The organism is Streptomyces sp. NPDC048718, from assembly GCF_043198875.1.
Taxonomy (GTDB): domain Bacteria; phylum Actinomycetota; class Actinomycetes; order Streptomycetales; family Streptomycetaceae; genus Streptomyces.
In genome coordinates this window covers 431,550-457,564 of sequence record NZ_JBICVG010000004.1, presented here as the reverse complement: position 1 = coordinate 457,564, position 26,015 = coordinate 431,550, and the positions used below count along the sequence as shown (strand labels likewise).

Annotated in this window: 23 protein-coding genes; 4 read left to right on the top strand and 19 right to left on the bottom strand. The window is 72.0% G+C overall.

Going from position 1 to position 26,015, the window contains the following annotated elements; all coding sequences use genetic code 11:
* Positions 1 to 21 precede the first annotated feature (21 nt).
* The 5 genes from ftsY to ACGFRB_RS10240 form a co-directional block, all read right to left on the bottom strand.
* The gene (gene ftsY, locus ACGFRB_RS10260) at positions 22 to 1,260 is read right to left on the bottom strand and encodes a signal recognition particle-docking protein FtsY (RefSeq protein WP_393241386.1); all 1,239 of its coding nucleotides are present in this window, start codon (positions 1,258 to 1,260) and stop codon (positions 22 to 24) included.
* Between the two features lie 564 nt (positions 1,261 to 1,824).
* Positions 1,825 to 3,258, bottom strand: a complete 1,434-nt coding sequence (locus tag ACGFRB_RS10255; RefSeq protein ID WP_393241383.1) for a sugar porter family MFS transporter — start codon at positions 3,256 to 3,258, stop codon at positions 1,825 to 1,827.
* Positions 3,259 to 3,458: 200 nt separating this feature from the next.
* Positions 3,459 to 7,100, bottom strand: a complete 3,642-nt coding sequence (smc, locus tag ACGFRB_RS10250) for a chromosome segregation protein SMC (protein ID WP_393241381.1) — start codon at positions 7,098 to 7,100, stop codon at positions 3,459 to 3,461.
* A gap of 374 nt (positions 7,101 to 7,474) precedes the next feature.
* Complete coding sequence (locus tag ACGFRB_RS10245) at positions 7,475 to 7,693, bottom strand: hypothetical protein (RefSeq protein ID WP_363000907.1); 219 nt, start codon at positions 7,691 to 7,693, stop codon at positions 7,475 to 7,477.
* A 403-nt stretch (positions 7,694 to 8,096) separates the two neighbouring features.
* Positions 8,097 to 8,378: an acylphosphatase gene (locus ACGFRB_RS10240; protein WP_361224722.1), complete on the bottom strand. Its 282-nt coding sequence runs from the start codon at positions 8,376 to 8,378 to the stop codon at positions 8,097 to 8,099.
* A 190-nt stretch (positions 8,379 to 8,568) separates the two neighbouring features.
* Here ACGFRB_RS10240 and ACGFRB_RS10235 point away from each other — a divergent pair, with 190 nt between their 5' ends.
* A complete protein-coding gene (locus ACGFRB_RS10235; RefSeq protein ID WP_393241377.1) occupies positions 8,569 to 9,546 on the top strand; it encodes a CAP domain-containing protein in 978 nt (325 codons plus the stop codon).
* A gap of 84 nt (positions 9,547 to 9,630) precedes the next feature.
* Here ACGFRB_RS10235 and mutM read toward each other — a convergent pair whose 3' ends face one another.
* The 9 genes from mutM to ACGFRB_RS10190 form a co-directional block, all read right to left on the bottom strand.
* The gene (gene mutM, locus ACGFRB_RS10230) at positions 9,631 to 10,500 is read right to left on the bottom strand and encodes a bifunctional DNA-formamidopyrimidine glycosylase/DNA-(apurinic or apyrimidinic site) lyase (protein ID WP_393241374.1); all 870 of its coding nucleotides are present in this window, start codon (positions 10,498 to 10,500) and stop codon (positions 9,631 to 9,633) included.
* A 346-nt stretch (positions 10,501 to 10,846) separates the two neighbouring features.
* Positions 10,847 to 11,659, bottom strand: coding sequence for a ribonuclease III (gene rnc, locus ACGFRB_RS10225; protein ID WP_393241371.1), 813 nt, complete (start codon positions 11,657 to 11,659; stop codon positions 10,847 to 10,849).
* Positions 11,660 to 11,678: 19 nt separating this feature from the next.
* The gene (rpmF, locus tag ACGFRB_RS10220) at positions 11,679 to 11,852 is read right to left on the bottom strand and encodes a 50S ribosomal protein L32 (protein ID WP_030195083.1); all 174 of its coding nucleotides are present in this window, start codon (positions 11,850 to 11,852) and stop codon (positions 11,679 to 11,681) included.
* A 2-nt stretch (positions 11,853 to 11,854) separates the two neighbouring features.
* Positions 11,855 to 12,493: a DUF177 domain-containing protein gene (locus tag ACGFRB_RS10215; protein WP_363001744.1), complete on the bottom strand. Its 639-nt coding sequence runs from the start codon at positions 12,491 to 12,493 to the stop codon at positions 11,855 to 11,857.
* 138 nt (positions 12,494 to 12,631) lie between these two features.
* A complete protein-coding gene (locus tag ACGFRB_RS10210; protein ID WP_393241369.1) occupies positions 12,632 to 13,750 on the bottom strand; it encodes an ATP synthase F0 subunit B in 1,119 nt (372 codons plus the stop codon).
* Between the two features lie 108 nt (positions 13,751 to 13,858).
* A complete protein-coding gene (coaD, locus tag ACGFRB_RS10205) occupies positions 13,859 to 14,338 on the bottom strand; it encodes a pantetheine-phosphate adenylyltransferase (protein WP_363001746.1) in 480 nt (159 codons plus the stop codon).
* A gap of 26 nt (positions 14,339 to 14,364) precedes the next feature.
* Positions 14,365 to 14,946 (bottom strand): 16S rRNA (guanine(966)-N(2))-methyltransferase RsmD, encoded by a 582-nt coding sequence (gene rsmD / locus ACGFRB_RS10200; protein ID WP_393241366.1) that lies wholly within the window; start codon positions 14,944 to 14,946, stop codon positions 14,365 to 14,367.
* 178 nt (positions 14,947 to 15,124) lie between these two features.
* The gene (gene recG / locus ACGFRB_RS10195; RefSeq protein WP_393241363.1) at positions 15,125 to 17,374 is read right to left on the bottom strand and encodes an ATP-dependent DNA helicase RecG; all 2,250 of its coding nucleotides are present in this window, start codon (positions 17,372 to 17,374) and stop codon (positions 15,125 to 15,127) included.
* A gap of 52 nt (positions 17,375 to 17,426) precedes the next feature.
* Complete coding sequence (locus ACGFRB_RS10190; protein ID WP_393241360.1) at positions 17,427 to 19,073, bottom strand: DAK2 domain-containing protein; 1,647 nt, start codon at positions 19,071 to 19,073, stop codon at positions 17,427 to 17,429.
* Between the two features lie 237 nt (positions 19,074 to 19,310).
* Between ACGFRB_RS10190 and rpmB the strand changes: the two genes are divergently transcribed.
* Positions 19,311 to 19,496, top strand: coding sequence for a 50S ribosomal protein L28 (gene rpmB / locus ACGFRB_RS10185; protein ID WP_003957616.1), 186 nt, complete (start codon positions 19,311 to 19,313; stop codon positions 19,494 to 19,496).
* A 151-nt stretch (positions 19,497 to 19,647) separates the two neighbouring features.
* On the opposite strand, the gene thiD is transcribed toward rpmB, so the two are convergent.
* Positions 19,648 to 20,454, bottom strand: a complete 807-nt coding sequence (gene thiD, locus ACGFRB_RS10180) for a bifunctional hydroxymethylpyrimidine kinase/phosphomethylpyrimidine kinase (RefSeq protein WP_393241357.1) — start codon at positions 20,452 to 20,454, stop codon at positions 19,648 to 19,650.
* 89 nt (positions 20,455 to 20,543) lie between these two features.
* The gene (locus tag ACGFRB_RS10175) at positions 20,544 to 21,506 is read right to left on the bottom strand and encodes a thiamine-phosphate kinase (RefSeq protein WP_361224751.1); all 963 of its coding nucleotides are present in this window, start codon (positions 21,504 to 21,506) and stop codon (positions 20,544 to 20,546) included.
* 233 nt (positions 21,507 to 21,739) lie between these two features.
* Between ACGFRB_RS10175 and ACGFRB_RS10170 the strand changes: the two genes are divergently transcribed.
* On the top strand, positions 21,740 to 21,973 hold the full coding sequence (locus ACGFRB_RS10170) for an Lrp/AsnC ligand binding domain-containing protein (RefSeq protein ID WP_361224754.1): 234 nt from the start codon (positions 21,740 to 21,742) through the stop codon (positions 21,971 to 21,973).
* A gap of 23 nt (positions 21,974 to 21,996) precedes the next feature.
* Positions 21,997 to 22,485, top strand: a complete 489-nt coding sequence (locus ACGFRB_RS10165; protein WP_393241574.1) for a DUF3515 domain-containing protein — start codon at positions 21,997 to 21,999, stop codon at positions 22,483 to 22,485.
* A gap of 126 nt (positions 22,486 to 22,611) precedes the next feature.
* Here the strand turns inward: ACGFRB_RS10165 and ACGFRB_RS10160 are convergent, their stop codons facing one another.
* From ACGFRB_RS10160 to ACGFRB_RS10150, 3 genes are all read right to left on the bottom strand, one after another.
* Positions 22,612 to 23,751, bottom strand: coding sequence for a D-alanine--D-alanine ligase family protein (locus ACGFRB_RS10160; RefSeq protein ID WP_361224757.1), 1,140 nt, complete (start codon positions 23,749 to 23,751; stop codon positions 22,612 to 22,614).
* A 224-nt stretch (positions 23,752 to 23,975) separates the two neighbouring features.
* Positions 23,976 to 24,977 carry an NAD(P)H-dependent glycerol-3-phosphate dehydrogenase gene (locus ACGFRB_RS10155; RefSeq protein WP_363000926.1) on the bottom strand — a complete coding sequence of 334 codons (1,002 nt, stop codon included), beginning with the start codon at positions 24,975 to 24,977 and terminating at the stop codon, positions 23,976 to 23,978.
* Positions 24,974 to 25,726 carry a lysophospholipid acyltransferase family protein gene (locus ACGFRB_RS10150; protein WP_363000928.1) on the bottom strand — a complete coding sequence of 251 codons (753 nt, stop codon included), beginning with the start codon at positions 25,724 to 25,726 and terminating at the stop codon, positions 24,974 to 24,976. The genes ACGFRB_RS10155 and ACGFRB_RS10150 overlap by 4 nt, the downstream gene beginning before the upstream one ends.
* Between the last annotated feature and the right edge of the window lie 289 nt (positions 25,727 to 26,015).

Sequence of the window (26,015 nt, the reverse complement as noted above, 5' to 3'; positions counted from 1 at the left end):
CATATGTTTCTCGTGTTCGTATCAGGAAGCGTCGCCGATGAGCGCGTCGACGAACGCGCCGGGCTCGAACGGCGCCAGGTCGTCCGGGCCCTCGCCGAGTCCGATGAGCTTCACCGGGACGCCCAGCTCGCGCTGGACGGCGATGACGATGCCGCCCTTGGCGGTGCCGTCGAGCTTGGTGAGGACGATGCCGGTGATGTCGACGACCTCGGCGAAGACGCGGGCCTGGATCAGACCGTTCTGGCCGGTGGTGGCGTCGAGGACGAGCAGGATCTCGTCGAGCGGACCGTGCTTTTCGACGACTCGCTTGACCTTGCCCAGCTCGTCCATGAGGCCGGTCTTGGTGTGCAGCCGGCCCGCGGTGTCGATGAGGACGACGTCGGCCTTCTCCGCGATGCCTTCCTTGACGGCGTCGTACGCGATCGAGGCCGGGTCGCCGCCCTCGGGGCCGCGGACGGTGCGGGCGCCGACGCGCTCGCCCCAGGTCTGGAGCTGGTCGGCGGCGGCGGCGCGGAAGGTGTCGGCGGCGCCGAGGACGACGGACTTGCCGTCGGCGACGAGGACGCGGGCGAGCTTGCCGGTGGTGGTGGTCTTGCCGGTGCCGTTGACGCCGACGACCATGACGACGCCGGGGATGTCTTCGGGGCTCTCGGTCTTGACCGTGCGGTCGAGCTCGGGGCCGAGCAGGGCGACGAGCTCTTCGCGCAGCAGGCCGCGCAGCTCGTCGGGGGTGCGGGTGCCGAGCACCTTGACGCGCTCGCGGAGGCGGTCGACGAGTTCCTGGGTGGGCGCGACGCCGACGTCGGCGGTGAGGAGGGTCTCCTCGATCTCCTCCCAGGTGTCCTCGTCGAGGTGTTCGCGGGACAGCAGCGTGAGCAGTCCCTTGCCGAGCGAGTTCTGGGAGCGGGCGAGTCGCGCGCGGAGCCGTACGAGGCGGCCGGCGGTCGGCTCGGGCACCTCGATGGCGGGCGCGGCGGGAGCCTCCGGCTCCGGCTCCGGCGCGGGCTCTTCGGTGACGGGGGCCTCTTCGGCTTCCGCCGTCGGGAGGCCGACTTCTTCGACGGTGCGGCGTGATTCGTCCCGCGGCGCCTCCGCCTCGTCGCCGACGTGCGGCTCTGCGGGGGGCGCGGTGATGGTCGGCGCGGTGGACGGCGGCTCGGCCGGCGGCAGCTGCTTCTTCTTGCGACCGCTGATCACGAGCCCGCCGGTCACGGCTACCGCGACGACGACAGCGATGACTACAGCAAGGATGAGTTCCATGGTCCGTCCAGTATGCGTGACATTCGACGCCCTATGCGGGGGTCCACGAGGGGCGCGGCCCGCGCCCCCCTGAGTGCGGGCCGCTTCCCTGCCGTCGCGCTCCAGTGCGGGCTCGCCCTGCTCCCGTGAGTGCGGGCCAAGCACCCGACGACGCCAGAACTACCGGGCCGCCCCCTACGGCCGAGTGAGCCGAAGGGGTGCGTCGGGGGAACAGTGCCGAACGCGCACAGGCCCGCGAGGAACGAGCGGGCCGAGCACGATCGGTGCTGTGAGTCCGACTCCAGCACCCCGTGGGGGTCCCCCCGCCGAAGGCAGGGGGAGAAGGAGGCATAAAAGGGCCAACGCGGCGCAAACAACATGCGCCCACCCTTAGCCGCCTCGCGTACGTGCGGGCCAGGCACCTGCCGTCTCACGCTCATGCGGGCCGCGCACCAGCCGCCTCGCGCCCGTGCGGGCATCGCCCCCGCCTCCACGCTTACGTACAAGCCCCACACCAGCCATCGCGCTTACGTGCGGGCCAGCCTTAGCGCCGCACTCCCCCGCAGCCCCAGCCCCCACCCCTCCTCAGCCCATCTCCTCCAGCGTCTTCCCCTTGGTCTCCTTCACGAAGAGGAGCACGAACGGGATCGAGAGCACCGCGAAGCACGCGTAGATGATGTAGGTGGCGGACAGGTTCCATTGGGCGAGGGACGGGAAGCTCGCGGTGATGGCCCAGTTGGCGATCCATTGGGCGGACGCGGCGACGCCGAGCGCGGCGGCGCGGATGCGGTTGGGGAACATCTCGCCGAGGAAGACCCAGACGACCACGCCCCAGGAGAGGGCGAAGAAGAGTACGAAGACGTGGGCGGCGATGAGGGCGACCGCGCCTTGGGGGCTGGGGAGTTTGCCGTGGACGAGTTCGGCGGAGAAGGCCCAGGCGACGAATCCGAGGGCGATGGCCATGCCGGTGGAGCCGACGAGGGCGAGGGGGCGGCGGCCGACGCGGTCGACCAGGACCATGGCGATGACGGTGCCGATGATGTTGATGATCGATGTGGTGAACGAGTAGAAGAACGAGCTGGCCGGATCGATGCCGACGGACTGCCAGAGGGTGGCGGAGTAGTAGAAGGCGACGTTGATGCCGACGAGCTGCTGGAAGACGGACAGGCCGATGCCGACCCAGACGATGGGCAGGAGGTTGAAGCGGCTGCCGGCGGGGCGCAGGTCTCGGAAGGTGGATTTGTGTTCGCTGCGCATGGCCCGGTCGATCTCGGCGACGCGGAGGTCGAGGTCGACGCCGCGGCCCTCGACCTCGGAGAGCACCTTCTTCGCCTTGTCGACGCGGCCGGAGGCGATGAGGTAGCGGGGGGACTCGGGGATGGCGAAGGAGAGCATCCCATAGAGCAGGGCCGGTACGACCATCACACCGAGCATCCACTGCCAGGCTTCGAGCCCGCCGATCTTGCCTCGCTGCTGGCCGTTGGCGAGCTGGAGGATGCCGTAGTTGACGAGCTGGGAGATGGCGATGCCGATGACGATGGCGGCCTGCTGGAAGGAGCCGAGGCGGCCTCGGTAGGCGGCGGGGGCGACCTCGGCGATGTAGGCGGGGCCGATGACGGAGGCCATGCCGATGGCGAAGCCGCCGATGATCCGCCAGAAGGCGAGGTCGTAGAGGGCGAAGGGGAGCGCGGATCCGACGGCGCTGATGGTGAAGAGTCCGGCGGCGATGCGCATGCAGCGGATGCGGCCGATGCGGTCGGCGATCCGGCCGGCGGTGGCGGCGCCGATGGCGCAGCCGATCAGGGCGATGGCGATGACCTGGGCGAGGGTGGCGGCACCGATGTTGTAGCGGTCGCGGATGGCTTCGACGGCGCCGTTGATGACGGAGCTGTCGTAGCCGAAGAGGAAGCCGCCCATGGCCGCGGAGGCCGTGATGAAGATGACGTGTCCGATGTGGTCGGGGTGTGCCGACCGTCCTTCGGGGGACGGCGGAGGCGGGGCCTCGGCGGTGCTGGTCACGGGTCTCCTCGGGGCTCCGGCGGCGGCGCGGCCGGTGCGGTGGGTGCAGGGCGAGCCCTTCCAGTGGGGCACAACTTCGCGTACCCCACCACTCGAAGGCCATTCCCTCGAGGGGCCGTTCCCCTCCGGGCCCGGGCACCACTCCTCGGCGCCACTCCTCGGCACCGCTCCCCTCCGGCCGCTCCGCGCGGAGCCCGTGCTCAGCGCAGCCGCTGGCTGATGACCTTCGATACTCCGTCGCCCTGCATCGACACGCCGTACAACGCGTCGGCGACCTCCATCGTCCGCTTCTGATGGGTGATCACGATGAGCTGGGAGGACTCCTGGAGTTCCCGCATGATGCGGATCAGCCGCTGGAGGTTGGTGTCGTCGAGGGCCGCCTCGACCTCGTCCATCACGTAGAAGGGGCTGGGGCGGGCCTTGAAGATGGCGACGAGCAGGGCGACGGCGGTGAGCGAGCGTTCGCCGCCGGAGAGCAGTGACAGCCGCTTGACCTTCTTGCCGGGCGGGCGGGCCTCGACCTCGATGCCGGTGGCGAGCATGTCCTCCGGGTCGGTGAGCAGGAGGCGGCCCTCGCCGCCGGGGAAGAGCCGGGAGAACACACCTTCGAACTCGCGCGCGGTGTCGCGGAACGCCTCGGTGAAGACCTGTTCGACGCGCTGGTCGACTTCCTTGACGACCTGGAGGAGGTCGGTCCGGGTCTTCTTGAGGTCGTCCAGTTGCTCGGAGAGGAATTTGTGGCGTTCCTCCAGGGCGGCGAACTCTTCCAGGGCGAGCGGATTCACCTTGCCGAGTTGCTGATACGCCCGTTCGGCGGCTTTGAGGCGCTTCTCCTGCTCCGTACGGACGAAGGGACGCGTACGACCGGACTCCGGCCCCTGCCCCCCGCCCTCTCCGCCCTCTCCGTCCAGTCCGTCCAGTCCGTCCAGCGCCTCGTCCCCGTCACCCGGCGATGCCGGTACGGGCTGGTCAGGGCCGTACTCCTCGACGAGGACGGCGGCTTCGACGCCCAGTTCCTCCAGTGCGCGGGTCTCCAGTTGTTCGATCCGCAGTCGCTTCTCGGCGCCGAGGACCTCGCCGCGGTGCACCGAGTCGGTGAGTTTGTCGAGTTCGGTCTTGAGGTCGCGGCCGCGGCCTCGGGCGTCGGCGAGCTCCTGTTCGCGGACGGCCTTCGCGGCGTCGGCGAGGGTGCGTTCCCGCTCGGCGCGGGTGACGGACACCTCGATGTGGGCGAGCAGCTGGCGGGCGCCGGAGGCGACGGCGCGGGCCACGTCGGCCTCGTGGCGCAGCCGGGCGCGGCGCTGTTCGGCGCGGGTGCGGGCGTCGCGTTCGGCGCGGGCGGCGCGGTCGAGGGAGTCGGCGCGGCCGGCCAGGCCCTTGACGCGTTCCTCGTGGGTACGGACCTGGAGGCGGGCCTCCATTTCGGTCTGGCGCGCGTGGGAGCCGTCGATGGCGAGCCGGTCGCGTACGGAGGGGTCGGGTTCGTCCTCGGCGGGGGTTTCCTCGGCGGTGAGGAGCCGTTCGGCGAGTTCCTCGGCGTCGGCGAGCGCGCGTTCGAGGGCTTCTTCGGCGCGGGCGGCGGCCGCGGTGGTCCGCTCGGCTTCTCCCGCCGCGCCGCGTGCCTGTCCGGCGAGCCGGCCGAGCTGTTGGGCGACGGCGGACTTCTCGTGGTCGGCGGCGCGGCGCTGTTCGGTCAGTTCGTCGAGGAGGCGGGCCGCTTCGTGTCGGCGTTCGGTCGCGGCCTCGTGGGCGGCGGCCGATTCGGCGCACCGGATGTCGAGTGCGGCGAGTTCGGCGGCGGCCTCGTCCACGGAGGCCTGGACTTCGAGAAGGCTGGGTGCTCCGGCGGAGCCGCCCTGGGCGAGGTGGGCGCCGAGCAGGTCGCCCTCGGCCGTGACGGCGGTCAGCTCGGGGCGGGTCCGCACCACGGTGACGGCTTGGTCGAGATCGTCGACCACGACGACGTCGCGGAGCAGTGCCCGTACGGCGCTCAGGAGCGCGGCGGGTCCGGTGACGAGTCCGGCGGCGGGCAGCACGGTGACGGAACCGATGGCGAGCGGCTCCACGGAGCCCTCCGCGAGATCGGAACCGGCACCGGCAGGGCCAAGGTCCGAGCCTGAGTCCGGGTCCGGGGAGGCGAGGAGCAGGGTGGCCCGGCCCGCGTCCTGTTTGCGGAGCAGGCGCAGGGCGTCGGCGGCGGTGGCCGGGTCGGTGACGGCGAGCGCGTCGGCGGCGGCGCCGAGGGCCGCGGCGAGCGGGATCTCGTGGCCGGGGGTCACGGTGAGCAGGCCGGCGGCCGGGCCGAGCAGGCCGGCGAGTCCGGCGGTGAGGAGGGTGTCCGTGCCGTCCTTGCGGCGCAGGCCGAGGGCGAGGGCGTCGTGACGGGCGCGAGTGGCGGCGCGGGCCCGGTCGGTGTCGGCGGCGTGTTCGCGGGCGGCGGTGAGCGCGGTCTCGGCGTCGGCGAGGGCGCGGCGGGCGGTCTCGTGGCGCTCGCCGAGTTCCGTGCCTCCGGCGTCGAGCCCGTCGACTTCGGCTTTCAGCTGCTCGTACTCCTCCTGGGCGTGCGTGGCCCGCTCCCGTGCCTCGTCGCGGGCGTCGGCGAGCCGGTCGATCTCGGCCTGGGCGGAGGCGGCGCGCGAGCGGGCGGCGGCGACCTGGCCGTGCAGCCGGGCGAGTCCTTCGCGGCGGTCGGCGAGGGCGCGGGCCCGGTCCTTGAGACGGCGTTCCTCGGCGGCGAGGGCCTGTTCGAGTTCGGCGCGGTGGGCGACGGCGTCGTCGAGGGCGCGGGCGGCGGCTTCCAGTGCGGCTTCGAGTTCGGCTTCCTGTTCGCGGACGCGGGCGGCCTCGCGTTCGAGGTCCTCGGGGTCGCGTCCGCGCCGTTCCTCGGGGGGTTCGGCGGTGGCGCTGGTGACGCGGGCGTCGGCGAGGGAGACGGTGCCGCGGACGCGTTCGGCGAGCTGCGACAGCTCGTACCAGGTCTGCTGGGCGCGCTGGAGGCGGGGCGCGAGGCGGCGGGTGGCGTCCTCCAGTTCGGCCTCGCGGGCGAGGGCCGCCTTCAGGGCGGTCTCGGTGGTCTCCTTGCGGGCGAGCAGGGCGGTCTCGTCGGCGATCTCGGCGGCGAGGGCCCGCTGGAGGTGGACGAGGTCGTCGGCGAGCAGCCGCAGCCGGGCGTCGCGGAGGTCGGCCTGGATGACGGCGGCGCGGCGGGCGACGGCGGCCTGCCGGCCGAGGGGCTTGAGCTGGCGGCGGAGTTCGTCGGCGAGGTCCTGGACGCGGGCGAGGTTGGCGCGCATCGCGTCGAGTTTCCGCAGCGCTTTCTCTTTGCGCTTGCGGTGTTTGAGGACGCCCGCGGCTTCCTCGATGAAGGCGCGGCGGCCCATGGGGTCGGCGTGCAGGACGGAGTCGAGCTGTCCTTGGCCGACGATGACGTGCATCTCGCGGCCGATGCCGGAGTCGGAGAGCAGGTCCTGGATGTCGAGCAGCCGGCAGGTGTCGCCGTTGATCTGGTATTCGCTGCTGCCGCCGCGGAACATGATCCGGGTGAGGGTCACTTCGGCGTAGTCGATGGGCAGCGCGCCGTCGGAGTTGTCGATGGTCAGGGAGACCTCGGCGCGGCCGAGCGGGGGGCGCCCGGTGGTGCCGGCGAAGATGACGTCCTCCATCTTGCCGCCGCGCAGCGACTTGGCGCCCTGTTCTCCCATGACCCAGGACAGGGCGTCGACGACGTTGGACTTGCCGGAGCCGTTGGGCCCGACGACGCAGGTGATCCCGGGTTCGAACCGCAGGGTGGTGGCGGAGGCGAACGACTTGAATCCGCGGAGCGTCAGGGCCTTGAGGTGCACGTCTGCGGACTCTACCCGTGGTCCCGGGTTTCACCTGGGAACGCCCAGGGCACACCCTCCCCCAAGGACTGCGGCGATCGTGGCGGTCCGCCCGCGGGGACGGACGGGAGGTCCGGGGCGAGGTCCGGGACAGCGGGCTACGACGGGGGTACGGAAGCGGCGTGCCGAGGCGTACGGGAACCAGGAGCGGTTCACGAGGCCGCGTACCGAAGCCGGGCCGAAGCCGGGCGCGGTCCGCGTGAGCGGGGCACAAGCGAGAAGGGACGCCGGGGCGCCCCTTGGGTGTGCGGCTGTGCGCGGTGATCGCGAGTCCAGTCGTACCGTGAGCCGGCGGGGAGGGAGTTCCTCATCCGGCCCTGTGGGGCTGGGACACCTCAGGTGAGCGCGGGCTCGGCCTTGGTGACGTCGAGTTCGATGCTGTCCAGCAGCGAGTCTCCCTGGTGCTGGGCGGCGGCAGCGGTCAGCGCGTCGTTTTCGGACTGGATCCGAACCAGCTCGGACTCGAGGTCCTGGACACGCTGCTGAAGCCGTCGCATCTCGGCGAGAAGTCGCGGGTCGGAACCGCCGACGTAACCGAGAAGCGCCTTTGCCATGATGGATGGTCCTCCACACTGAGTAACCGACCGAAGCGGTGTGGGTCGTGAGGGATTCGCACCCGCGGTGCTCGGCCGTGCTGCTGTGGTGCCGGTTCTCACGGTCGAACAGCTAAGGTGCGCGGGGCTTTCAGCGTCTCACCAAAAAGTTTGACGGTCAACACGATCACGCCCGGGCCCAAGGGGCCACCGGGGGGGCTCGCGGCCGTGACGATCACGGCGGTGCCTCGCTTCTCGGTGCCCGGGGGGCGTCTAGATCATCCTTACCCGTACGGCGGGGCACGGCAACCTCGCCTCGGCAATCACCTGGATGTTTTCACTCTGCGTCACACACCGTCATCGGACCGCCCGAGGCCGTTCGGGGGGTGCGGGCGGCGCGTTTCCGCATGATCGGGACGGGTTCTCAGCGGATCGCGAAGGTCTCGTAGATGCCGCGCGGCGTGGCCCAGATCTCAGTGACGCCGTCGACCCGGCCGGGCGTGTCGCCGGATCGCAGCCAGTCGAGCAGGCGGTGGCAATTCTCACGCGAGCCCTCGGCCACGATCTGGACCCGGCCGTCGTCCAGGTTCAGGGCGAAGCCGACAAGGCCGCCGATCTCCAGCGCGTTTGCCCTGGTGAACCAACGGAAGCCCACTCCCTGTACCCGGCCGCGCACCCATGCGGTCATCCGCACCTCGTCATCCATGGCTGCACGCTAGCGGGCGGATCACGGAACGAGCACGTCAGCCCCCTCATGTCATGGCGTACAGTCCCGACGGAACGGGGCTCACCCGTTCGGCCGTGTCCCGCTTCGACCGGCTTGAGCGGATCCACAGAAGCAAAGATCGGCGGCGAAGGCCGGCGGAGAGCGCAGTCCAGTCAGGGAGGCTGAACGGATGGGACGCCATCGCGGCATACGACGCGGCGCACCGGTGCGGACCGGGCTGCTCGGTGTCTCCGTGGCGGTCGTGGCCGGCGCGATCGCCGTCGCCTCGGGGCTGGTGCCCGGCGGTGATGTGTTCACGTTCGGCAGTACGAGTGCGGACGGAAGTCGGACGGCGCGGGCCGGGCAGACCGAGCAGGCCCCACGGCTGACGACGCAGGGCGGCGCCTCCGCGAACGCGGAGAGCCCGGCGGGTCAGCGCACCGGCGCTCCGGTCGCGAGCGGGTCGGGGAACGCTTCCCCCACTCCCCCGGCCTCGAAGCCCACCGCGCCCGCGAAGCCCACCACTCCGGCGAAGCCCTCCCCCTCGAAGGCCGCCCCGTCGCCCGAGGCGCCGAAGCCCGCCACGCCGAGGCCCCCGCAGACCGCCGCCCCGGTGGCGCCCGCGAAGCCCGAGGCCCCGAAGCCGGCCCCCGTCCCGGTCGCTCCCGCGCCGCCCAAGCCCGCCCAGAAGCCCGCGCCCCAGCCCCCCGCCCCGGTTCCGGCGCCCACCCCGACGCCTACGCCCACCCCCGCGTCCACCGCCGCCGCCGAGCGTCCGCTCGCCGCCCGCGAGGCGGCCGCCGAGGCCGAGGTGGTCCGGTTGGTGAACCTCGAACGGGCCAAGGTGGGCTGCTCCGCCGTCCGCTCCGACGCGGACCTCGCCTCGCTGGCCGGCGCGCTCAGCGCCGACATGGCGGCCCGCGGCTTCTTCGACCACACCGACCCGGACGGCGCCACCCCGTGGGCTCGCGCCGCGAAGGCCGGTGTCACGGGCCTCGGCGCCGAGAACATCGCCCGCGGCCAGGTGGACGCCGCCGCCGTGATGGCGTCCTGGATGGCCAGCGACGGCCACCGCGCGAACATCCTGAACTGCACGTACACCTCGCTGGGCGTCGGCGTGCACTTCGGTTCCGCCGGCCCCTGGTGGACCCAGGACTTCGGAGTCTGAGGACGTCACGCGTGACATACGCGAGGGCCCTGTCACCCACCCGGGTGACAGGGCCCTCGCGTATGTCACGGGATGGCAGCCCCGTCAGGCCCCGGTGCGCGGCGGGCGCTGGCAGCGCGGGCAGAAGTAGCTGGACCGGTTCATCCACGGGCGGCGGCGCATCGGCGTACCGCAGCGGTGGCAGGGCTCGCCCTCCCGCCCGTACGCGTCGAGCGAGCGGTCGAAGTAGCCGGACTCCCCGTTCACATTGACGTACAGGGCGTCGAAGCTGGTGCCGCCGGCGGCGAGCGCCGCGTTCATGACGTCCCGGACATGGCCGAGGAGTTCCGCCGAGCGCGGGCGGGTCATCGTCGCCGTCGGCCGGTCGTAGTGGAGCTTGCTGCGCCACAGCGCCTCGTCGGCGTAGATGTTGCCGACGCCGCTGATCAGCGACTGGTCGAGCAGGGCCCGCTTGACCGTCGTACGGCGCAGGCGCAGGGCGCGCTGGAATGCCTCGTCGTCGAACTCCGGGTCGAGCGGGTCGCGCGCGATGTGCGCGATGACGTCGGGGAGGCCGTCCTCGCTGTCCGGGGCGGTGTCGTGGAGCGAGAGTCCGCCGAAGGTGCGCTGGTCGACGAAGCGCAGCTCGGTGCCGGCGGAGTCGTCGAACCGTACGCGTATCCGCAGGTGCTTCTCGTCCGCCGCGTCCTCGGGCTGGACCAGGAGCTGACCGCTCATGCCCAGGTGCCCGAGCACGGAGGCGTCGCCGGAGGCGAGCGGCAGCCACAGGTACTTGCCGCGCCGGCGGGCCACGCCGAAGCGCTCTCCCCGGAGCCGGGCCGCGAAGTCGGTTCCGCCCGCGAGGTGGCGCCGGACGGCCCTCGGGTGCAGGACCTCCACGTCGGCGACGGTACGGTCGGCGACCCAGCGTTCCAGTCCGCGCCGGACGACCTCGACCTCGGGCAGCTCGGGCAACGGGACTCCTCTGGCTCGTCTGGACGCGTCCGCGGTACGTGGGAGGGGGTGTCGCGCAGGGCACTCGCGTCCGCGGCCCGCGTCCCCCGGCGTCGTCGTACGCCACGCCGCGGGCGGTGCGCACCGCGCGCGTCCCGTGCGCGTACGTACTCCTCGCAGCCTACCGCCGCCCCCGGACACCCCGGCCGGATCCCGAAGAACCCGGGAACCGAAGAACCCGAGAACCGGGCACCAGACCAACCGGACCCCCGCACCCCCGCACCCCCGCACACGACGATGCCCCCGCCCCGGCCGGAGCCGGGAGCGGGGGCATCGCCTCATACGGGATGAGGAAGGAAACGACGGGTCAGGCGGAGGCCTGGCCCTTCGGGGAAGAGGTGTCGGCGGCCTCTCCCGCGTCGCTCGTGCTGGTCGCGGTCGACTCGGCAGCGGCCTTGGCCGCCGCCTCGCGCTCGTCCGCGGCCGCGCGAATCGCGCGCCAGGCGGATTCCGCCGCCTGCTGCTCCGCTTCCTTCTTGCTGCGGCCGGTGCCGGTGCCGTACGAGACACCACCGACGCGGGCGGCAGCCGTGAAGATCTTCTCGTGGTCCGGGCCCTCCTCGGTGACGAGGTACTCCGGAACCCCCAGGCCCTCGGCCGCGGTGAGTTCCTGGAGACTGGTCTTCCAGTCCAGGCCGGCACCGAGGTTCGAGGACTTCTCGATCAGCGGGTCGAAGAGCCGGTGCACCAGCTCGGACGCCGCGTCGAGACCCTGGTCGAGATAGACCGCGCCGATCACCGCTTCGAGCGTGTCGGCGAGAATGGACGCCTTGTCCCGGCCGCCCGTGCCCTCTTCGCCCCGGCCGAGCCGGATGAAGGAGCCGAGGTCGAGGCCACGGCTCACCTCCGCCAGTGCCCGCGAGTTGACCACCGCGGCCCGGAGCTTGGCCAGCTGGCCTTCCGGGAGATCGGGGTGGCCCCGGTACAGCGTGTCCGTGACCACCAGGCCGAGCACGGAGTCCCCGAGGAACTCCAGACGCTCGTTGGTGGGCAGACCGCCGTTCTCGTAGGCGTACGAGCGGTGGGTGAGCGCACGCACCAGAAGGGCGGACTCGAGCTGATACCCGAGCCGCCCTTCCAGAAGCGTGTGGGACGAGGCTGAGTTGACGTGGTCAGACATCGTGCCTCTCACCAGCCTCTCAGACCGAGAGGACCTGGCGCTTGTTGTAGGTGCCGCAGCTCGGGCACGCGATGTGCTGCTGCTTCGGCTCCTGGCAACGCTCGCACGAAACCAGGGGGGTGACCGCAGCCTTCCACTGCGACCGGCGGTGGCGCGTGTTGCTGCGCGACATCTTCCGCTTCGGAACAGCCACGGCTACTTCTCCTGCTTCTCGTCGACACCGGATGCGGCGTCGCTCATGTTGTCCTTCTCATCGGTTCCCAGCGAACCGGCGAGTCCCTGCAGCGCCGCCCAGCGAATGTCGGCGACGTCGTGGTGGTGGTCCGGGTTCTCGTTCAGGTCGGCTCCACATTCGGAGCACAGACCCGCACAGTCCTCCCGGCACACCGGCTGCATCGGCAGTGCGAGCACCGCCGCATCGCGCAGCACGGGTTCGAGGTCGAACAGGCCGTCCTCGAGGGGGATCATGTCCTCGTCTTCCTCGGCTTCGTCGTCCGCGGCCGCCTTGGAGCGGCCCCGGTCGTCGGAGTCGGGGTACGAGAACATTTCCTGGAAGTCCGCGTCGAGGTCGAACTCGACGGGCTCCAGACACCTTACGCACTCCCCCTCGGCGGTCGCACGGGCGGTGCCTGTGACAAGCACCCCTTCCATGACCGACTCGAGACGGAGCTCGATTTCCACCGGCGCACCCTCGGGCACTCCGATGACCCCTTCGACACCCAGATCCCTGGGAGCTTCGATCGTGCGGGACACCCGCAGCAGGGCGCCAGGACGCCGCCCCAGCTCGTGTGTGTCGAACACGAGGGGATTGCGGTGGTCGAGGCGCGTGCTCAGGGTCTTCCTGCTTTCGGATCGTTCACAAACGTGAAGGGGACTGCCAGACGCGCTGCCAGACGTGGGCAGCACGGATCGCGGAATACGCGCGACCGAACAGCCAGAATACTGGACGCTTCGCTCAGGGCCCAATCCGGGTCAGCGACCCTGGTCGTGACCTTGGTCGTAACCCTGCTCGTAACGGCGCAGCTGCTCCAAGTCGATCATGCTCGTGTCGAAGAAGCTGGTCTCGTCGAGCGAGCCCCCGGCCGGCTGTCCCGGCTGTCCGTGCCCGGCCCCCTGGCCCTGGACCTGCCCCTGGCCCTGGCCCTGGCCGTGCGCGCTCTGCGGGTCGGTGGCCTGCGGTTGGTACCCGTACGGGTCGGCGGTCTGCTGGTACGCGTACGGGTCGCCCTGCTGCGGCTGGTACCCGTAGGGGTCCTGCTGGTACCCGTACGGATCCTGCGCGGGCGTCTGTGGCGGGTACCCGTACGGGCCGGGCCGGTTCTGCGGGACGGCCTGCCGCGCCGGGATCCGGGCGGGTTCGGGGGTGGCCAGTTCCGCGAGACCGGCCAGGTAGTCGGCGTCGCTGGTGTGCAGCGGGTTGCCGGCCGCGTCCTGGGCGGCCATGTGCTCGCCGAGGTCGTCGCTGGCGATCCGGCCCTGGAGCTTCTGGCGGCCCCGGCCGACGGCCTCCAGGGTGGTGGACAGCACGGCCTCGAAGGCGCCCAGCTTGGCGTCCACATAGCCGTCGGCGCGCTGGATCAGGGTCTGCGGGTCCGCGCTGTACTCGGGGGCGTCCGCGTCGGCGTAACCATCCGCGTCGAGCCCGGGTCCGCGGCCGAGCAGCTTCTCGCGGCCCCGGTCGACGGCGGCGATGGTCTTGTTGAGGACGACCTCGAAGTTGGCCAGCTTGGAGTCGACGTAGTCGTCGGCCTCGGCGCGGATCTCCTCGGCCTCACGGCGGGCGTCGTCGAGGATCCGGTCGGCCTCGCCCTGGGACTGCCGGGCGACCTGGGAGTCGGAGATGATCGAACCGCGCTCGGCATGGGCGGCCTCGATGATCCGCTCGGCCTCGCGGCGGGCGTCCTCGACCACCTGCTCGCGCCCGCCGAGCACTTCCCGCGCCTGGGCGAGGGAGCCCGGCAGGGCCTCGCGGACCTCTTCGAGCAGCGCCAGCAGATCGGCCCGGTTGACCACGCACGATGCCGACATGGGCATGGAGCGGGCGTTTCGGACCGTCGCGACGATGTCGTCGAGCTTCTTCTGCACGTCCACCGGGACTCGCCATTCTCTACAGCTGATTGGAGACGGACGGTCCGACTGTAAGCCCCGCCGGGGGGCACCCCGCACCGGGTGCGGGGGCGGGGGCCCGGTGGTCTTCGGTCAGCGCTCCCGCAGGCGCTCGGCGAGCCGGCCGAGGACCGCCGGGGGCACCAGGTGGGAGACGTCGCCGCCCCAGGCCGCGACCTCCTTGACCAGGGAGGACGACAGGAAGCTGTAGGTGGGGTTGGTGGGTACGAACAGGGTCTCGACACCGGAGAGCCCGTTGTTCATCTGCGCCATCTGGAGCTCGTAGTCGAAGTCGCTGACGGCGCGCAGCCCCTTCACGATGGCGGGGATGTCGCGCTGCTTGCAGAAGTCGACGAGCAGGCCGTGGAAGGACTCCACGACGACGTTGCCGAGGTCCGCGGTGACCTCACGGATCAGTTCGATCCGCTCGTCGACCGTGAACAGGCCCTTCTTCGACTGGTTGATCATCACCGCGACGTGCACCACGTCGTACAGCTTGGAGGCGCGGGCGATGATGTCGAGGTGTCCGTTGGTGATGGGGTCGAAGGACCCCGGGCATACGGCGCGGCGCAACGTGGATTCCTCGCTCTTCAATCCGGTCATCGTGCGTCTTCGCACGGGGAGGCGGCGCGACCGTACCAAAACGTTCCCTCGCCGTAACGACGGGCCCGCAGTGGTGCGAAGCCGTCCGGCCAGCCGAACTCCCCGCCCCGGGTGCTGCGCTCCACGGTGACGAGCGCGTCTTCCGCGATCCAGCCCCCGGAACGGAGTGTGACCAGGATCTCGCGCAGCGCTTCGTCCGTGACCGCGTACGGCGGGTCGAGGAAGACCAGGTCGTACGGCTCGGCCGGGGCCGGTCCGGTGACGATCTGCTCGGCCTTGCCGGTGCGCAGTTCGGCGCCGGGCAGGCCGAGGGAGCGGATGTTCTCGGCCACGGTGCGGGCGGCGCGCGGGTCGGCCTCCACGAGCAGGGCGTGGGACGCGCCCCGGGAGAGGGCCTCCAGGCCGACGGCGCCGGAGCCCGCGTACAGGTCGGCGACACGGGCGCCGTCGAGGCCGTGGAAGGACTCCCAGGTGGAGAAGAGGCCCTCGCGCGCGCGGTCGGAGGTGGGCCGGGTGCCGGTGCCGGGCGGCACGGCGAGCCGTCGTCCGCCGGCGCTGCCGGCGATCACGCGGGTCATCTGAGGTCCTCGTTCATCGGGGTCGGTCTGCCATCGGGCTGTGCGCCTCGCGCGCGGTCCGCGCGCCGTCCGCACCGCTCGAAGCCTCGGGCGGTGCGTTACAGGTTATGACCTCGCGGGCCGCCGCGGTCCGGCCGTACGCCGGTCGTACGCCGCTCATACGCCCGCCGTACACCGGTCAGCCCTTCTCCAGGTACTCCTCCCGGTCCTTGTCGAGGAGCGCGTCGAGGGCGGTGCGCAGTTCGGGGTGGGCGGTGAGGTCGGGGTCGGCGAGGACGAGGGCGGTGGCCTCCTCGCGGGCGGCGGTGATGACCTGCTCGTCGTCGATGACGGCGAGCATCCGCAGCGAGGAGCGGACGCCGGACTGGGCCTGGCCGAGGACGTCGCCCTCGCGGCGCTGTTCGAGGTCGATACGGGAGAGCTCGAAGCCGTCGAGGGTGGCGGCGACGGCGCCGAGGCGCTGCCGGGCGGGGCTCGCCTCGGGCATCTCGGTGACGAGCAGGCACAGGCCGGGCGCGGAGCCCCGGCCGACCCGGCCGCGCAGCTGGTGGAGCTGGGAGACGCCGAAGCGGTCGGCGTCCATGATCACCATGGCGGTGGCGTTCGGGACGTTGACGCCGACCTCGATGACGGTGGTGGCGACCAGGACGTCCACATCGCCGGCGGCGAAGCGGCGCATGACCTCGTCCTTGTCGTCGGGGTGCATCCGGCCGTGCAGCACCTCGACGCGGAGTCCGGCGAGCGGGCCCGCGCGCAGTTGTTCGGCGACGTCGAGGACGGCGAGCGGCGGGCGCTTCTCGGCCTCGTCCTCGGGGCTCGCCTTCTTCTTGGCGGCCTTGTCACCCTTGGCGCCCTTGGGGGTCTTGCCGTTGCCGTCCTCCTCGTCGCCGATCCTCGGGCAGACCACGTACGCCTGGTGTCCGGCCTCGGTCTCCTCGCGGACCCGTTCCCAGGCGCGGGCGAGGAAGTGCGGCTTGTCGGCGGCGGGGACGACATGGCTGGCGATGGGCGAGCGGCCGGCGGGCAGCTGGTCGAGGACGGAGGTCTCCAGGTCGCCGAAGACGGTCATGGCGACGGTCCGGGGGATGGGGGTGGCGGTCATGACGAGCAGGTGCGGGGGCTGCTTGCCCTTGCCGCGCAGCGCGTCGCGCTGTTCCACGCCGAAGCGGTGCTGTTCGTCGACGACGACCAGGCCGAGGTCGTGGAACTGGACCTTGTCCTCGATCAGGGCGTGGGTGCCGATGACGAGGCCGGCCTCGCCGGTGACCAGGTCGAGCAGGGCCTGACGGCGGGCGGCGGTGCCCATGGAGCCGGTGAGCAGCACGACCTTGGTGCCGTGGTCGGCGCCGCCGAGCATGCCGCCTTCGGCGAGTTCGCCCATCATCTCGGTGATCGAGCGGTGGTGCTGCTGGGCGAGGACTTCGGTCGGGGCGAGCATCGCGGCCTGTCCCCCGGCGTCGACGACGGCGAGCATGGCGCGCAGCGCGACCAGGGTCTTGCCGGAGCCGACCTCGCCCTGGAGGAGGCGGTGCATGGGGTGTTCGGTGGCGAGGTCGTCGAAGATCTCCGCCGAGACCTTGCGCTGGCCGTCGGTGAGGGTGAAGGGCAGCTTCGCGTCGAAGGCGGTGAGCAGGCCGTCGGCGGCGGGGCGGCGGGCGACGGCCGGGAGCTGGGTGTCGGCGTGCCGGCGGCGGGCGAGGGCGACCTGGAGGACGAACGCCTCGTCCCACTTGAGACGGTCGCGGGCGACGGCGATGTCGGCCTTGGTGCGCGGGCGGTGGATCTTGACGAGTGCGTCGGGCAGCTCGGTGAGCCCTCGGCCGTCGCGCAGGGTGGGCGGCAGCGGGTCGGTGAGGCCCTCCCAGCCGGTGGCCGCCATGGAGTCGAGGGCGATGCCGACGGACTGCTCGATGGTCCAGGACTCCAGCTGTTTGCAGGCCGGGTAGAGCGGCAGCAGTTCGTTCGCGAAGGCCCGGACGGTGTCGGTGCCGCTGTCGGCGTCGAGGAGTTTGTACTCGGGGTGGGCGAGCTGGAGGCGGCGGTTGAAGACGCCGACCTTGCCGGCGAACATCGCGCGGCGGCCGGGCAGGAGTTCCTTCTGGTGGAAGTGGACGGTGCGGCCGAAGAACACGAGCTGCATCCGGCCGCTGCCGTCGGTGATGGTGACTTCCAGCCGCTGGGCCTTGCCGCCACCGCCCCGGTTGAAGGTGTGCACGCGCGCGTCCGCGACCTGGGCGACCACCGTGACGTGTTCGTCCAGGGGCAGATCGGCGAGCGTGCTGAGCTCGCCGCGCTCCGCGTACCGCCGCGGGTAGTGGTGCAGCAGGTCGCCGACCGTGTGCAGGTCCAGGTGCTCGGCCATCGCCTTGGCGGTGGCGGCGCCGAGCAGCTTCTTCAGGGATTCGTCGAGGGCGGGCACGTACTCCATTGCACACCACGGCGGTGACAGTCGTCAGGCGGCGCCCGGGCCGGGGCGGCGGCTATTCCACTCCGATGAGCAGGGGCGGCGCGCCCTCGCCCGCCTGGTAGACGACGGTGTCGACGGCCAAGTAGGCGGTACGGACGTGCTGTTCGAGGCCGGCGGCGAGTGCGGCGGGGGTGTCGGCGCCGACGACCAGGGTGACGAGCTCGCCGCCGGCCGACAGCATGCGGTCCAGGACGGTGCGGGCGGTGTCGGTGAGGTCGTGGCCGATGACGGCGACGTCGCCCTCGATGAGGCCGAGGATGTCGCCGGCCTGGCAGACGCCGGCCGAGGTGAAGGACTGGCGTTCGGCGACGGCGAGTTCGGCGTAGCGGGTGGCGCCGGCGGCGGCGGTCATGGCGACGACGTCCTCTTCGAAGTCGCGGTCCGGTTCGTGGACGGCGAGGGCGGCGATGCCCTGGACGGCGGCGCGGGTGGGGATGAGGGCGACCCGGATGCCTTCCGCGCGGGCCCGGACTGCGGCCCGGGCGGCGGCTTCGCGCAGTTCGGTGTCGTTGGGCAGCAGGACGACCTCGTGGGCGTGCGCCCGGCGGATCGCCTCGGCCAGGGCGTCGTCGGCGGGCGGCTCGCCGGGGCGGGCGAGCAGGGTCGTCGCGCCGGCCTCGGCGCACAGTCCGGCGAGGCCCTCGCCGGGGACGACGGCGACGATCGCGCGGCCGGCCGGTTCGGCGGCGGGGAGCGGGGTGGCTTCGGCTGCTTCGGTGCCTTCGGCGGCGGGGGACGGCGCGGTGGGGGGCGTGGGCCGGGTGTCGAAGTGGGTGATCCGGATGCGGTGCGGGCGGCCCGCCTCCACGCCCGCCTCGACGGCCGCGCCGGCGTCGTCGACGTGGACGTGCACGTTCCAGAGCCCGTCGCCGCCGACGACGACCAGGGACTCCCCGAGCGCGTCGAGGCGGGCCTTGAGCCGCTCCACGGCGCTGTCGCCGGCGTCGAGGAGGTAGATGACCTCGTAGGCGGGTCCGTCGCCGGCGGCGCAGCCCTCGGCGACCGGGGCCAGGACCGGCGGGTGGGCGGGGGGCTCGGGGCGGCTCGGGGCCTGCCCGGTGAGGGTCTCGACGAGCGCTCCGAGGACCGTGACCAGACCGCGTCCACCGGCGTCCACGACCCCGGCGTCGCGCAGTGCGGCCAGTTGTCCGGGGGTGGCGTCCAGGGCCGCGCGTGCCCCCTCGTAGGCGCGGGTGGCCACCTCCGCGAGGTGTCCTCCCCCGTCGCAGGCGTCGGCGGCGGCGCGGGCGACGGTGAGGACGGTGCCCTCGACGGGGTGGGCGACGGCCGCGTGGGCGGCGTCGGAGGCGGCGGCCAGGGCGCGGGCGAGATGGTCGCCGTCGCCGCCGTCGGCGAGGACGGCGGCCATGCCCCGCACCAGCTGGGAGAGGATCGTGCCGGAGTTGCCCCGGGCGCCGAGGAGCGCGCCGTGCGCCATGGCCCGTATGACCTCGGCCACATCACCACCTGCCGGGACGGCGTCCACGGCGCGGGCCGCGGACTCGACCGTCAGGTACAGGTTGGTGCCGGTGTCGCCGTCCGCCACGGGGTACACGTTGATGGCGTCGATGTCCGCGCGCTCCCGGCCGAGCGCCGCCAGGGCCCCCGCACACCAGGATCGGACCGCGTCGGCGTCGAGGGTCTGCGGGACTCCGGACAACGCGTGGTCCTCCTGTGTTCTGCGGTGGGGGTTCACCGCAGAGTAGTCCGGTGCTCACCCGGGGCCGGGGGCGGGGGCCGGGCCGGACATGGTAGTTTCGTTCCACGGAAGCAGTCGTTGTATGCTGCTTCGGTTGCCCGGCATCGTCCGGGCCATTCCCCGGCAAGCCACTTCAGATCACTGATCCGATTCCGGTGCGCCGGTTTCACTGTAAATCTGAAGTCTTTGGAGTGACCCGTGGCTGCCAACTGCGACGTCTGCGGCAAGGGGCCGGGCTTCGGCAACAACATTTCGCACTCGCACCGCCGTACGTCTCGTCGCTGGAACCCGAACATCCAGCGTGTGCGTGCCGTGGTCGGTCGGACGCCGAAGCGGCTCAACGTCTGCACCTCGTGCATCAAGGCCGGCAAGGTCTCGCGCTAACCGCGACGTTCGTGTCGTAGCGCAGCCCCTGCGGTTGCCTTGAAAGGCCGGTTCACCTTGGTGAACCGGCCTTTTGCCTTGCCCGGAAACGGTTCGGGCTTCTTCTCCTGATGCTTCCGCTCCTCCTGCTTCTTCTGCTTCCGCTTCTCCGCTACGTCCCCTGGGGGCGCAGCCGCCAGCCGTGGTCGACCGGGCCGATACCCGCCCCCAGCGGGAATCCGGCGGCTATGGCTCCCGTCACATACCGCTTCGCCGCCCGTGCCGCGTCCGGCACCGTGAGCCCCTGGGCGAGGCCGCAGGCGAGCGCCGAGGCGAGGGTGCAGCCGGTGCCGTGGGTGTGCCGGTTGCCGTGTCTGGGGGCGCGCAGCCAGTGTTCCTCGGTGCCGTCGGTGAGCAGATCGGCGGCCTGGCCGCCGTGGGCGGCGAGATGGCCGCCCTTGATCAGGGCCCAGCGGGGTCCGTGCGCGAGGATCGCGCCGGCCGCGCGCCGCATGCCCTCCTCGTTTTCCACGTTCACGCCCGTGAGCTGCGCCACTTCGTCCAGGTTGGGGGTGACGACGGTGGCGGCGGGCAGCAGGTGGGCGCGGACGGCGTCGAGGGCGCTGGCGGCGAGCAGCGGGTCGCCGTGCTTGGAGACGCCGACGGGGTCGACCACGGCCGGGGCGGCGGTACCGGCGAGCAGGCCGGCGACGGTCTCGACCAGTCGCGCGCTCGCCAGCATGCCGGTCTTGACCGCCTGGACGCCTATGTCGTCGGCGACGGCGCGGAACTGGGCCCGTACCGCCGTCTCGGGCAGTTCCCAGGCGCCCTGGACGCCGGTGGAGTTCTGCGCGGTGACCGCGGTGACGACGCTCATGCCGTGGACGCCGAGCGCGAGCATGGTCTTCAGGTCGGCCTGGATGCCCGCGCCGCCGCCGGAGTCGGATCCGGCGACGGTGAGTACGCGCGGCGGGGCCATGACACCGGAGCCCGAACCGTGGTCGACGCCGGAGTCGGAGCCGTGATCGCCACCGGACCCGGGGCCGGCTCCGGAGCCAGGGCCCCGGGTCACTCCGTACCGCCGAAGTGGTCCCAGCCCCCCGTGCTGTGCCAGGGCGCGCCGTCGACGGTGACATGCGGCAGGGCGGAGGGCCCCAGGACCTCGCCGATGACCTTCCAGCGCGCGGGCAGTTTCACGTCCGGCGGGAAGGTGGCGACGATCGCGTGGTCCTCTCCCCCGGTGAGCACCCACTGGAGCGGGTCGACGCCGACGGCCTGGCCGATGTCGTGCATCTGGGTCGGGATGTCGATCCGGCCGGAGCGCAGATCGATCCGGACCTTGCTGGCCTCGGCGATGTGCCCGAGGTCGGCGATCAGGCCGTCGCTGACGTCGCACATGGCGGTGGCGCCGAGCCCGGCGGCGGCGGGGCCCGCGTGGTACGGCGGTTCGGGGCGGCGGTGGGCCTCCACGAAGGCGCGCGGGGAGCGGAAGCCCCGGGACAGGACCGCGTATCCGGCGGCGGACCAGCCGAGCCAGCCGGTGTAGGCGACGACGTCGCCGGGCCGGGCGCCGCCGCGGGTGACCGGGTCGTGGTCGCGCAGATCGCCGAGGGCGGTGATGGAGACGGTGATCGTGTCACCGCGCACGACGTCGCCGCCGACCACGGCCGCCCCCGCGACCTGACATTCGTCGCGCAGTCCGTCCATGAGTTCGGCGGGCCAGGTGACGGGAAGTTCGGGGGGTACGACCAGGCCGAGCAGCAGCGCGGTGGGCACGGCGCCCATGGCGGCGATGTCGGCGAGGTTCTGCGCCGCGGCCTTGCGGCCCACGTCGTACGCCGTCGACCAGTCGCGGCGGAAGTGGCGCCCTTCGAGCAGGATGTCCGTGCTGGCGACCACTCTCCGGTCGGGGGCGGCGACCACGGCGGCGTCGTCGCCGGGTCCGATCCGCACCGCGGGGGTGGTGGTGAGCCGGGAGGTGAGTTCCCTGATGAGTCCGAACTCGCCCAGCTCTCCGACTGTGCCCTTCACCGCGATTCACCTCGTGTCGTCGTGCCGGCCGCCGGGTCGCCGTGGCGCGTATCGCCATGCGGGTCGCGGGCCGTCACCGTGTTGGATACCTTCAAGTAGACCGTCAACTTGTCATGTGTGTACGCCACACCGAGGACGCCTCCGGAACCGGAGGTCTCCCCGCTCTCCGCGACGACGCGGTACCGTGGCGTCTCTTTCTCCCACAAGATCCTCAAGGCCGCAGTGGAGGTTCCGTGGTACAGGCGTACATCCTTATTCAGACCGAAGTGGGCAAGGCTCAGTCGGTCGCAGAGGTCATCGGGAAGATGTCGGGGGTGATGCAGGCGGAGGACGTGACCGGACCGTATGACGTGATCGTCCGCGCGCAGGCCGACACCGTCGACGAACTGGGTCGCATGGTGGTCGCCAAGGTCCAGCAAGTGGACGGCATCACGCGCACCCTCACCTGCCCCGTCGTGCATATCTAGCCCCCGTCTACCCTTGGCCGGTGATGTCTTCTCACCGGCCTTTCGGCCTGCCCGGCCGCGCCGCCGCTTCCCTGGCGGGCGCCACCGTCCTGCTGCTCGCGGTCGCGGGCTGTTCCGCGTCTGAGCCGTCGGTCCCGGTTCCCGGGCCGCCGGCGGCCGAGGCCGCCGTCTGCCGCGCCCTGGCGAAGGAGCTGCCCGCCACCGTGGCGGGCCTGGGCCGGACCGGGACCGATCCGAAGTCCGAGCTGACCGCCGCGTGGGGGGACGGGGCGATCGTACTGCGCTGCGGAGTCGCCCGGCCCGAAAAGATGGACGATCCGCAGGCGCGGGCCGTCGACGCGGACGGCGTGAACTGGATGTACGAGCCGCGCGAGGGCGACGGTCCCCGGTTCACCACGACGTATCGCACGGCGTACGTGGAGGTGACGCTGGACAAGCGGTACGCGAACGACGTGGGGCCGCTCACGGATCTCGCCGCCCCGGTGCGCAAGGCCGTGCCGTCCAGTCTGTGAGACGACCGGACGGCTTCGGCCTTTGACGCCTTCGGAGCCTTCGGACTCTTCGGATCCCTCGGATTCCTCGGGGTTTCCGGGGACTTCCGGGGACTTCCGGGGACTTCCGGGCTCGCCGAGAGGCTTCTAGCGCAGACCGGTGGAACGGTTCAGCGCGGCCTCGACCAGACGGCTGACGAGCTCCGGGTAGCTGACGCCGCTCTCCTGCCACATGCGCGGGTACATGGAGATGGGCGTGAAGCCGGGCATGGTGTTGATCTCGTTGATGACGAAGTCGCCCTCCTCCGTGAGGAAGAAGTCGGCGCGCACCAGGCCCTCGCAGGAGACGGCCTCGTAGGCCTCGACGGCGAGCCGCTGGACCTCGGCGATGGCCTTGTCGCCGATCGGCGCGGGCACGATGCCGGAGGCCGAGTCGATGTACTTGGCCTCGAAGTCGTAGAACTCGTGGTCGGTGACCGGCGGGATCTCGGCGGGCAGGCTCGCGCGCGGGCCGTCCTCGAACTCCAGGACGCCGCACTCGATCTCGCGGCCCCGGACCAGCGCCTCGACGATGATCTTCGGGTCGTGGCGGCGGGCCTCCTCGATCGCCTCGTCGAGACCGGAGAGGTCGTCGACCTTGGTGATGCCGACGGACGAACCGCCGCGGGCCGGCTTCACGAAGAGCGGCCAGCCGTGGTCGGCGGCGAACTCCACGATCTTCTTGCGGGCGGCGTTCGGGTTCTGGTCCCACTCGCGCGGGCGGACCACGGTGTACGGGCCGACGCGCAGGCCGAAGGAGGTGAAGACGCGCTTCATGTACTCCTTGTCCTGGCCGACGGCGGAGGCGAGGACGCCCGCGCCGACGTACGGGATGCCGGACAGTTCGAGGAGGCCCTGGAGGGTGCCGTCCTCGCCGTAGGGGCCGTGCAGCACGGGGAAGACGACGTCGACCTCGCCGAGGGCCTTCGGCAGGGAGCCGGGCTCGTGCAGGACGGCCTCGCGGCTGGCCGGGTCGACGGGCAGGACCACGCCGCCGGTCGCGGATTCGGCGAGCGCGTCGACGTCCGGCAGGGTGCGGCCCTCGATGGCCATCCGCTCGGGAGCGTCGGCGGTCAGCGCCCAGCGCCCCTCCTGCGTGATGCCGATGGGCAGCACGTCGTAGGTGTCCCGGTCGATGGCGCGCAGGACGGCGCCGGCGGTGAGGACGGAGATGGCGTGCTCGGAGCTGCGTCCGCCGAAGACGACGGCGACGCGCGGCTTGCGGGGGCTCTGGGTGTTCTCGCTCATATCGCGTTGAGCGTACCTTGCGGTTTCCGAACTGCTGAGCGCCCCGCTGGCCGTCGCGCGCGGATGGTGGAGCGGGCCGGGCCCGGCGGGTGCGCCCGGTCGGGCCCGGTGGGCGTACCCGACCGGGCCGGTGCGCGAGACCGGATGCGGTGCCGGGCGTCGCGGCCCCGGCCGGGCCCGGTTCGCCGGACGGCTCCCAGCTCCTGGCCCTGGCGGCGTTCGGCTTAGCGGCGTTCGGGCTTGGCGCTGCGCGACATCAGTTCCTGGAGCGCCACGGCCGGCGGCTTGCCCTCGTGGACGATCGACACGACCGTCTCGGTGATGGGCATGTCGACGCCGTGCCGGCGGCCCAGATCGAGCACGGACTCGCAGGACTTGACGCCCTCGGCGGTCTGCTTGGTGGCCGCGATGGTCTCCTTCAGACTCATCCCCCGGCCGAGGTTGGTGCCGAAGGTGTTGTTCCGGGAGAGCGGCGAGGAGCAGGTGGCCACGAGGTCGCCGAGGCCCGCGAGTCCGGAGAAGGTGAGCGGGTCGGCGCCCATGGCGAGACCGAGGCGGGTGGTCTCGGCGAGGCCGCGGGTGATCAGGGTGGCCTTGGAGTTGTCGCCGAGGCCCATGCCGTTGGCGATGCCGACGGCGAGCCCGATGACGTTCTTGACCGCGCCGCCGAGTTCGCAGCCGACGACGTCGGTGTTGGTGTACGGGCGGAAGTACGGGGTCATGCAGGCGGCCTGGAGCCGCTGGGCGACCGATTCGTCGGCGCAGGCGGCGACGGCCGCGGCGGGCTGCCGGGCGGCGACCTCCAGGGCCAGGTTGGGTCCGGTGAGAACGGCGACGCGCTCCTCCGGGACACCGGCGACCTCCCCGATGACCTCGCTCATCCGCTTCGCGGTGCCGAGTTCGATGCCCTTCATCAAGGAGACGAGGACCGTGTCGGGGGCGAGCAGCGGCTTCCAGGCGGCGAGGTTCTCGCGCAGTGTCTGGGAGGGCACGACGAGGACGGTGAAGTCCGCGTCGCGGGCCGCCTCGGCCGCGTCGGCGGTGGCCGTGATGCCCTGGGGGAGGGTGATCCCGGGCAGGTAGTCGGGGTTGGTCCCGGTGGTGTTGATGGCCTCGGCGAGCGCGGGGCGGCGGCCCCACAGGCCGACCTCGCAGCCCGCGTCGGCGAGCACCATCGCGAACGCGGTGCCCCAGGATCCGTTGCCGAAGACTGCTGCCTTGGTCACTTCTTGCCTTCCTCCGCGGCCTTTCGGCGCTGTTCCTGCCGGGCCTTCTTGTGGTCGTACGGCTCGGCCGGGGCCTTCTCGCCGCGGACTTCCTCCAGGATCCGGGTGATCGCCGCCATGATCTCCTCGGTGACCTGGCGCAGTACCTCGGGGGTCGGCTCCATGTCGTAAAAGCGCGACAGGTCGACCGGCGGACCCGCCTGCACGATCAGGGTCTTGCGGGGGAACAGCCGGAGCTTGTTCTCCTTGGCGTACGGCGGCATCGCGAGGTTGGCGCCCCACTGGGCGACCGGGATGACGGGCGCCTTGGTGAGCAGCGCGACCCGGGCGGCGCCGGTCTTGCCGGCCATGGGCCACATCTCGGGGTCGCGGGTCAGGGTGCCCTCGGGGTAGAACGCGACGCATTCGCCGCGCTTGATGGCGTCCACGGCGGACCGGAACGCGTCCATGGCGTCGGTGGTCTCGCGGTAGACCGGGATCTGTCCGGTGCCGCGCAGGATGGCGCCGACGAACGAGCCCTTGAAGAGGCCGGCCTTGGCCAGGAAGCGGGGCACGCGGCCGGTGTTGTACTGGTAGTGCGCGTAGGAGAGCGGATCCAGGTACGAGTTGTGGTTCACCGCGGTGATGAAGCCGCCGTCGGCCGGGATGTGCTCCGTTCCCCGCCAGTCCCGCTTGAAGAACACCACCAGGGGGGGTTTGGCGATGACCGCCGCCAGGCGGTACCAGAAGCCGATTCTGCGGCGGGACACTCGGACACCTTTCTCCGGACGGATGCGCAAGGGGGCGAAGGGCCCTCCCCCGTGCTGGCCTAGGACACCGTACGCCTCGGGGCCTTGGCGTTTCGCGAGCGGGACAGAATACATAAGGGGTTGTGATGAAGACCTACGCGGACCGGGCGAACGGGCACGTGGACGGGCCCGGCGGCGGGTCCGGCGGCGGGTCCGGCGGCGACCTCGCCGGCCGCGACGACGATCACGCCGGACGTACGGCCGGCCCCCGAAGCGACCGCCCCGGTGCCTTTCCCGGCGCCTTCTCCGG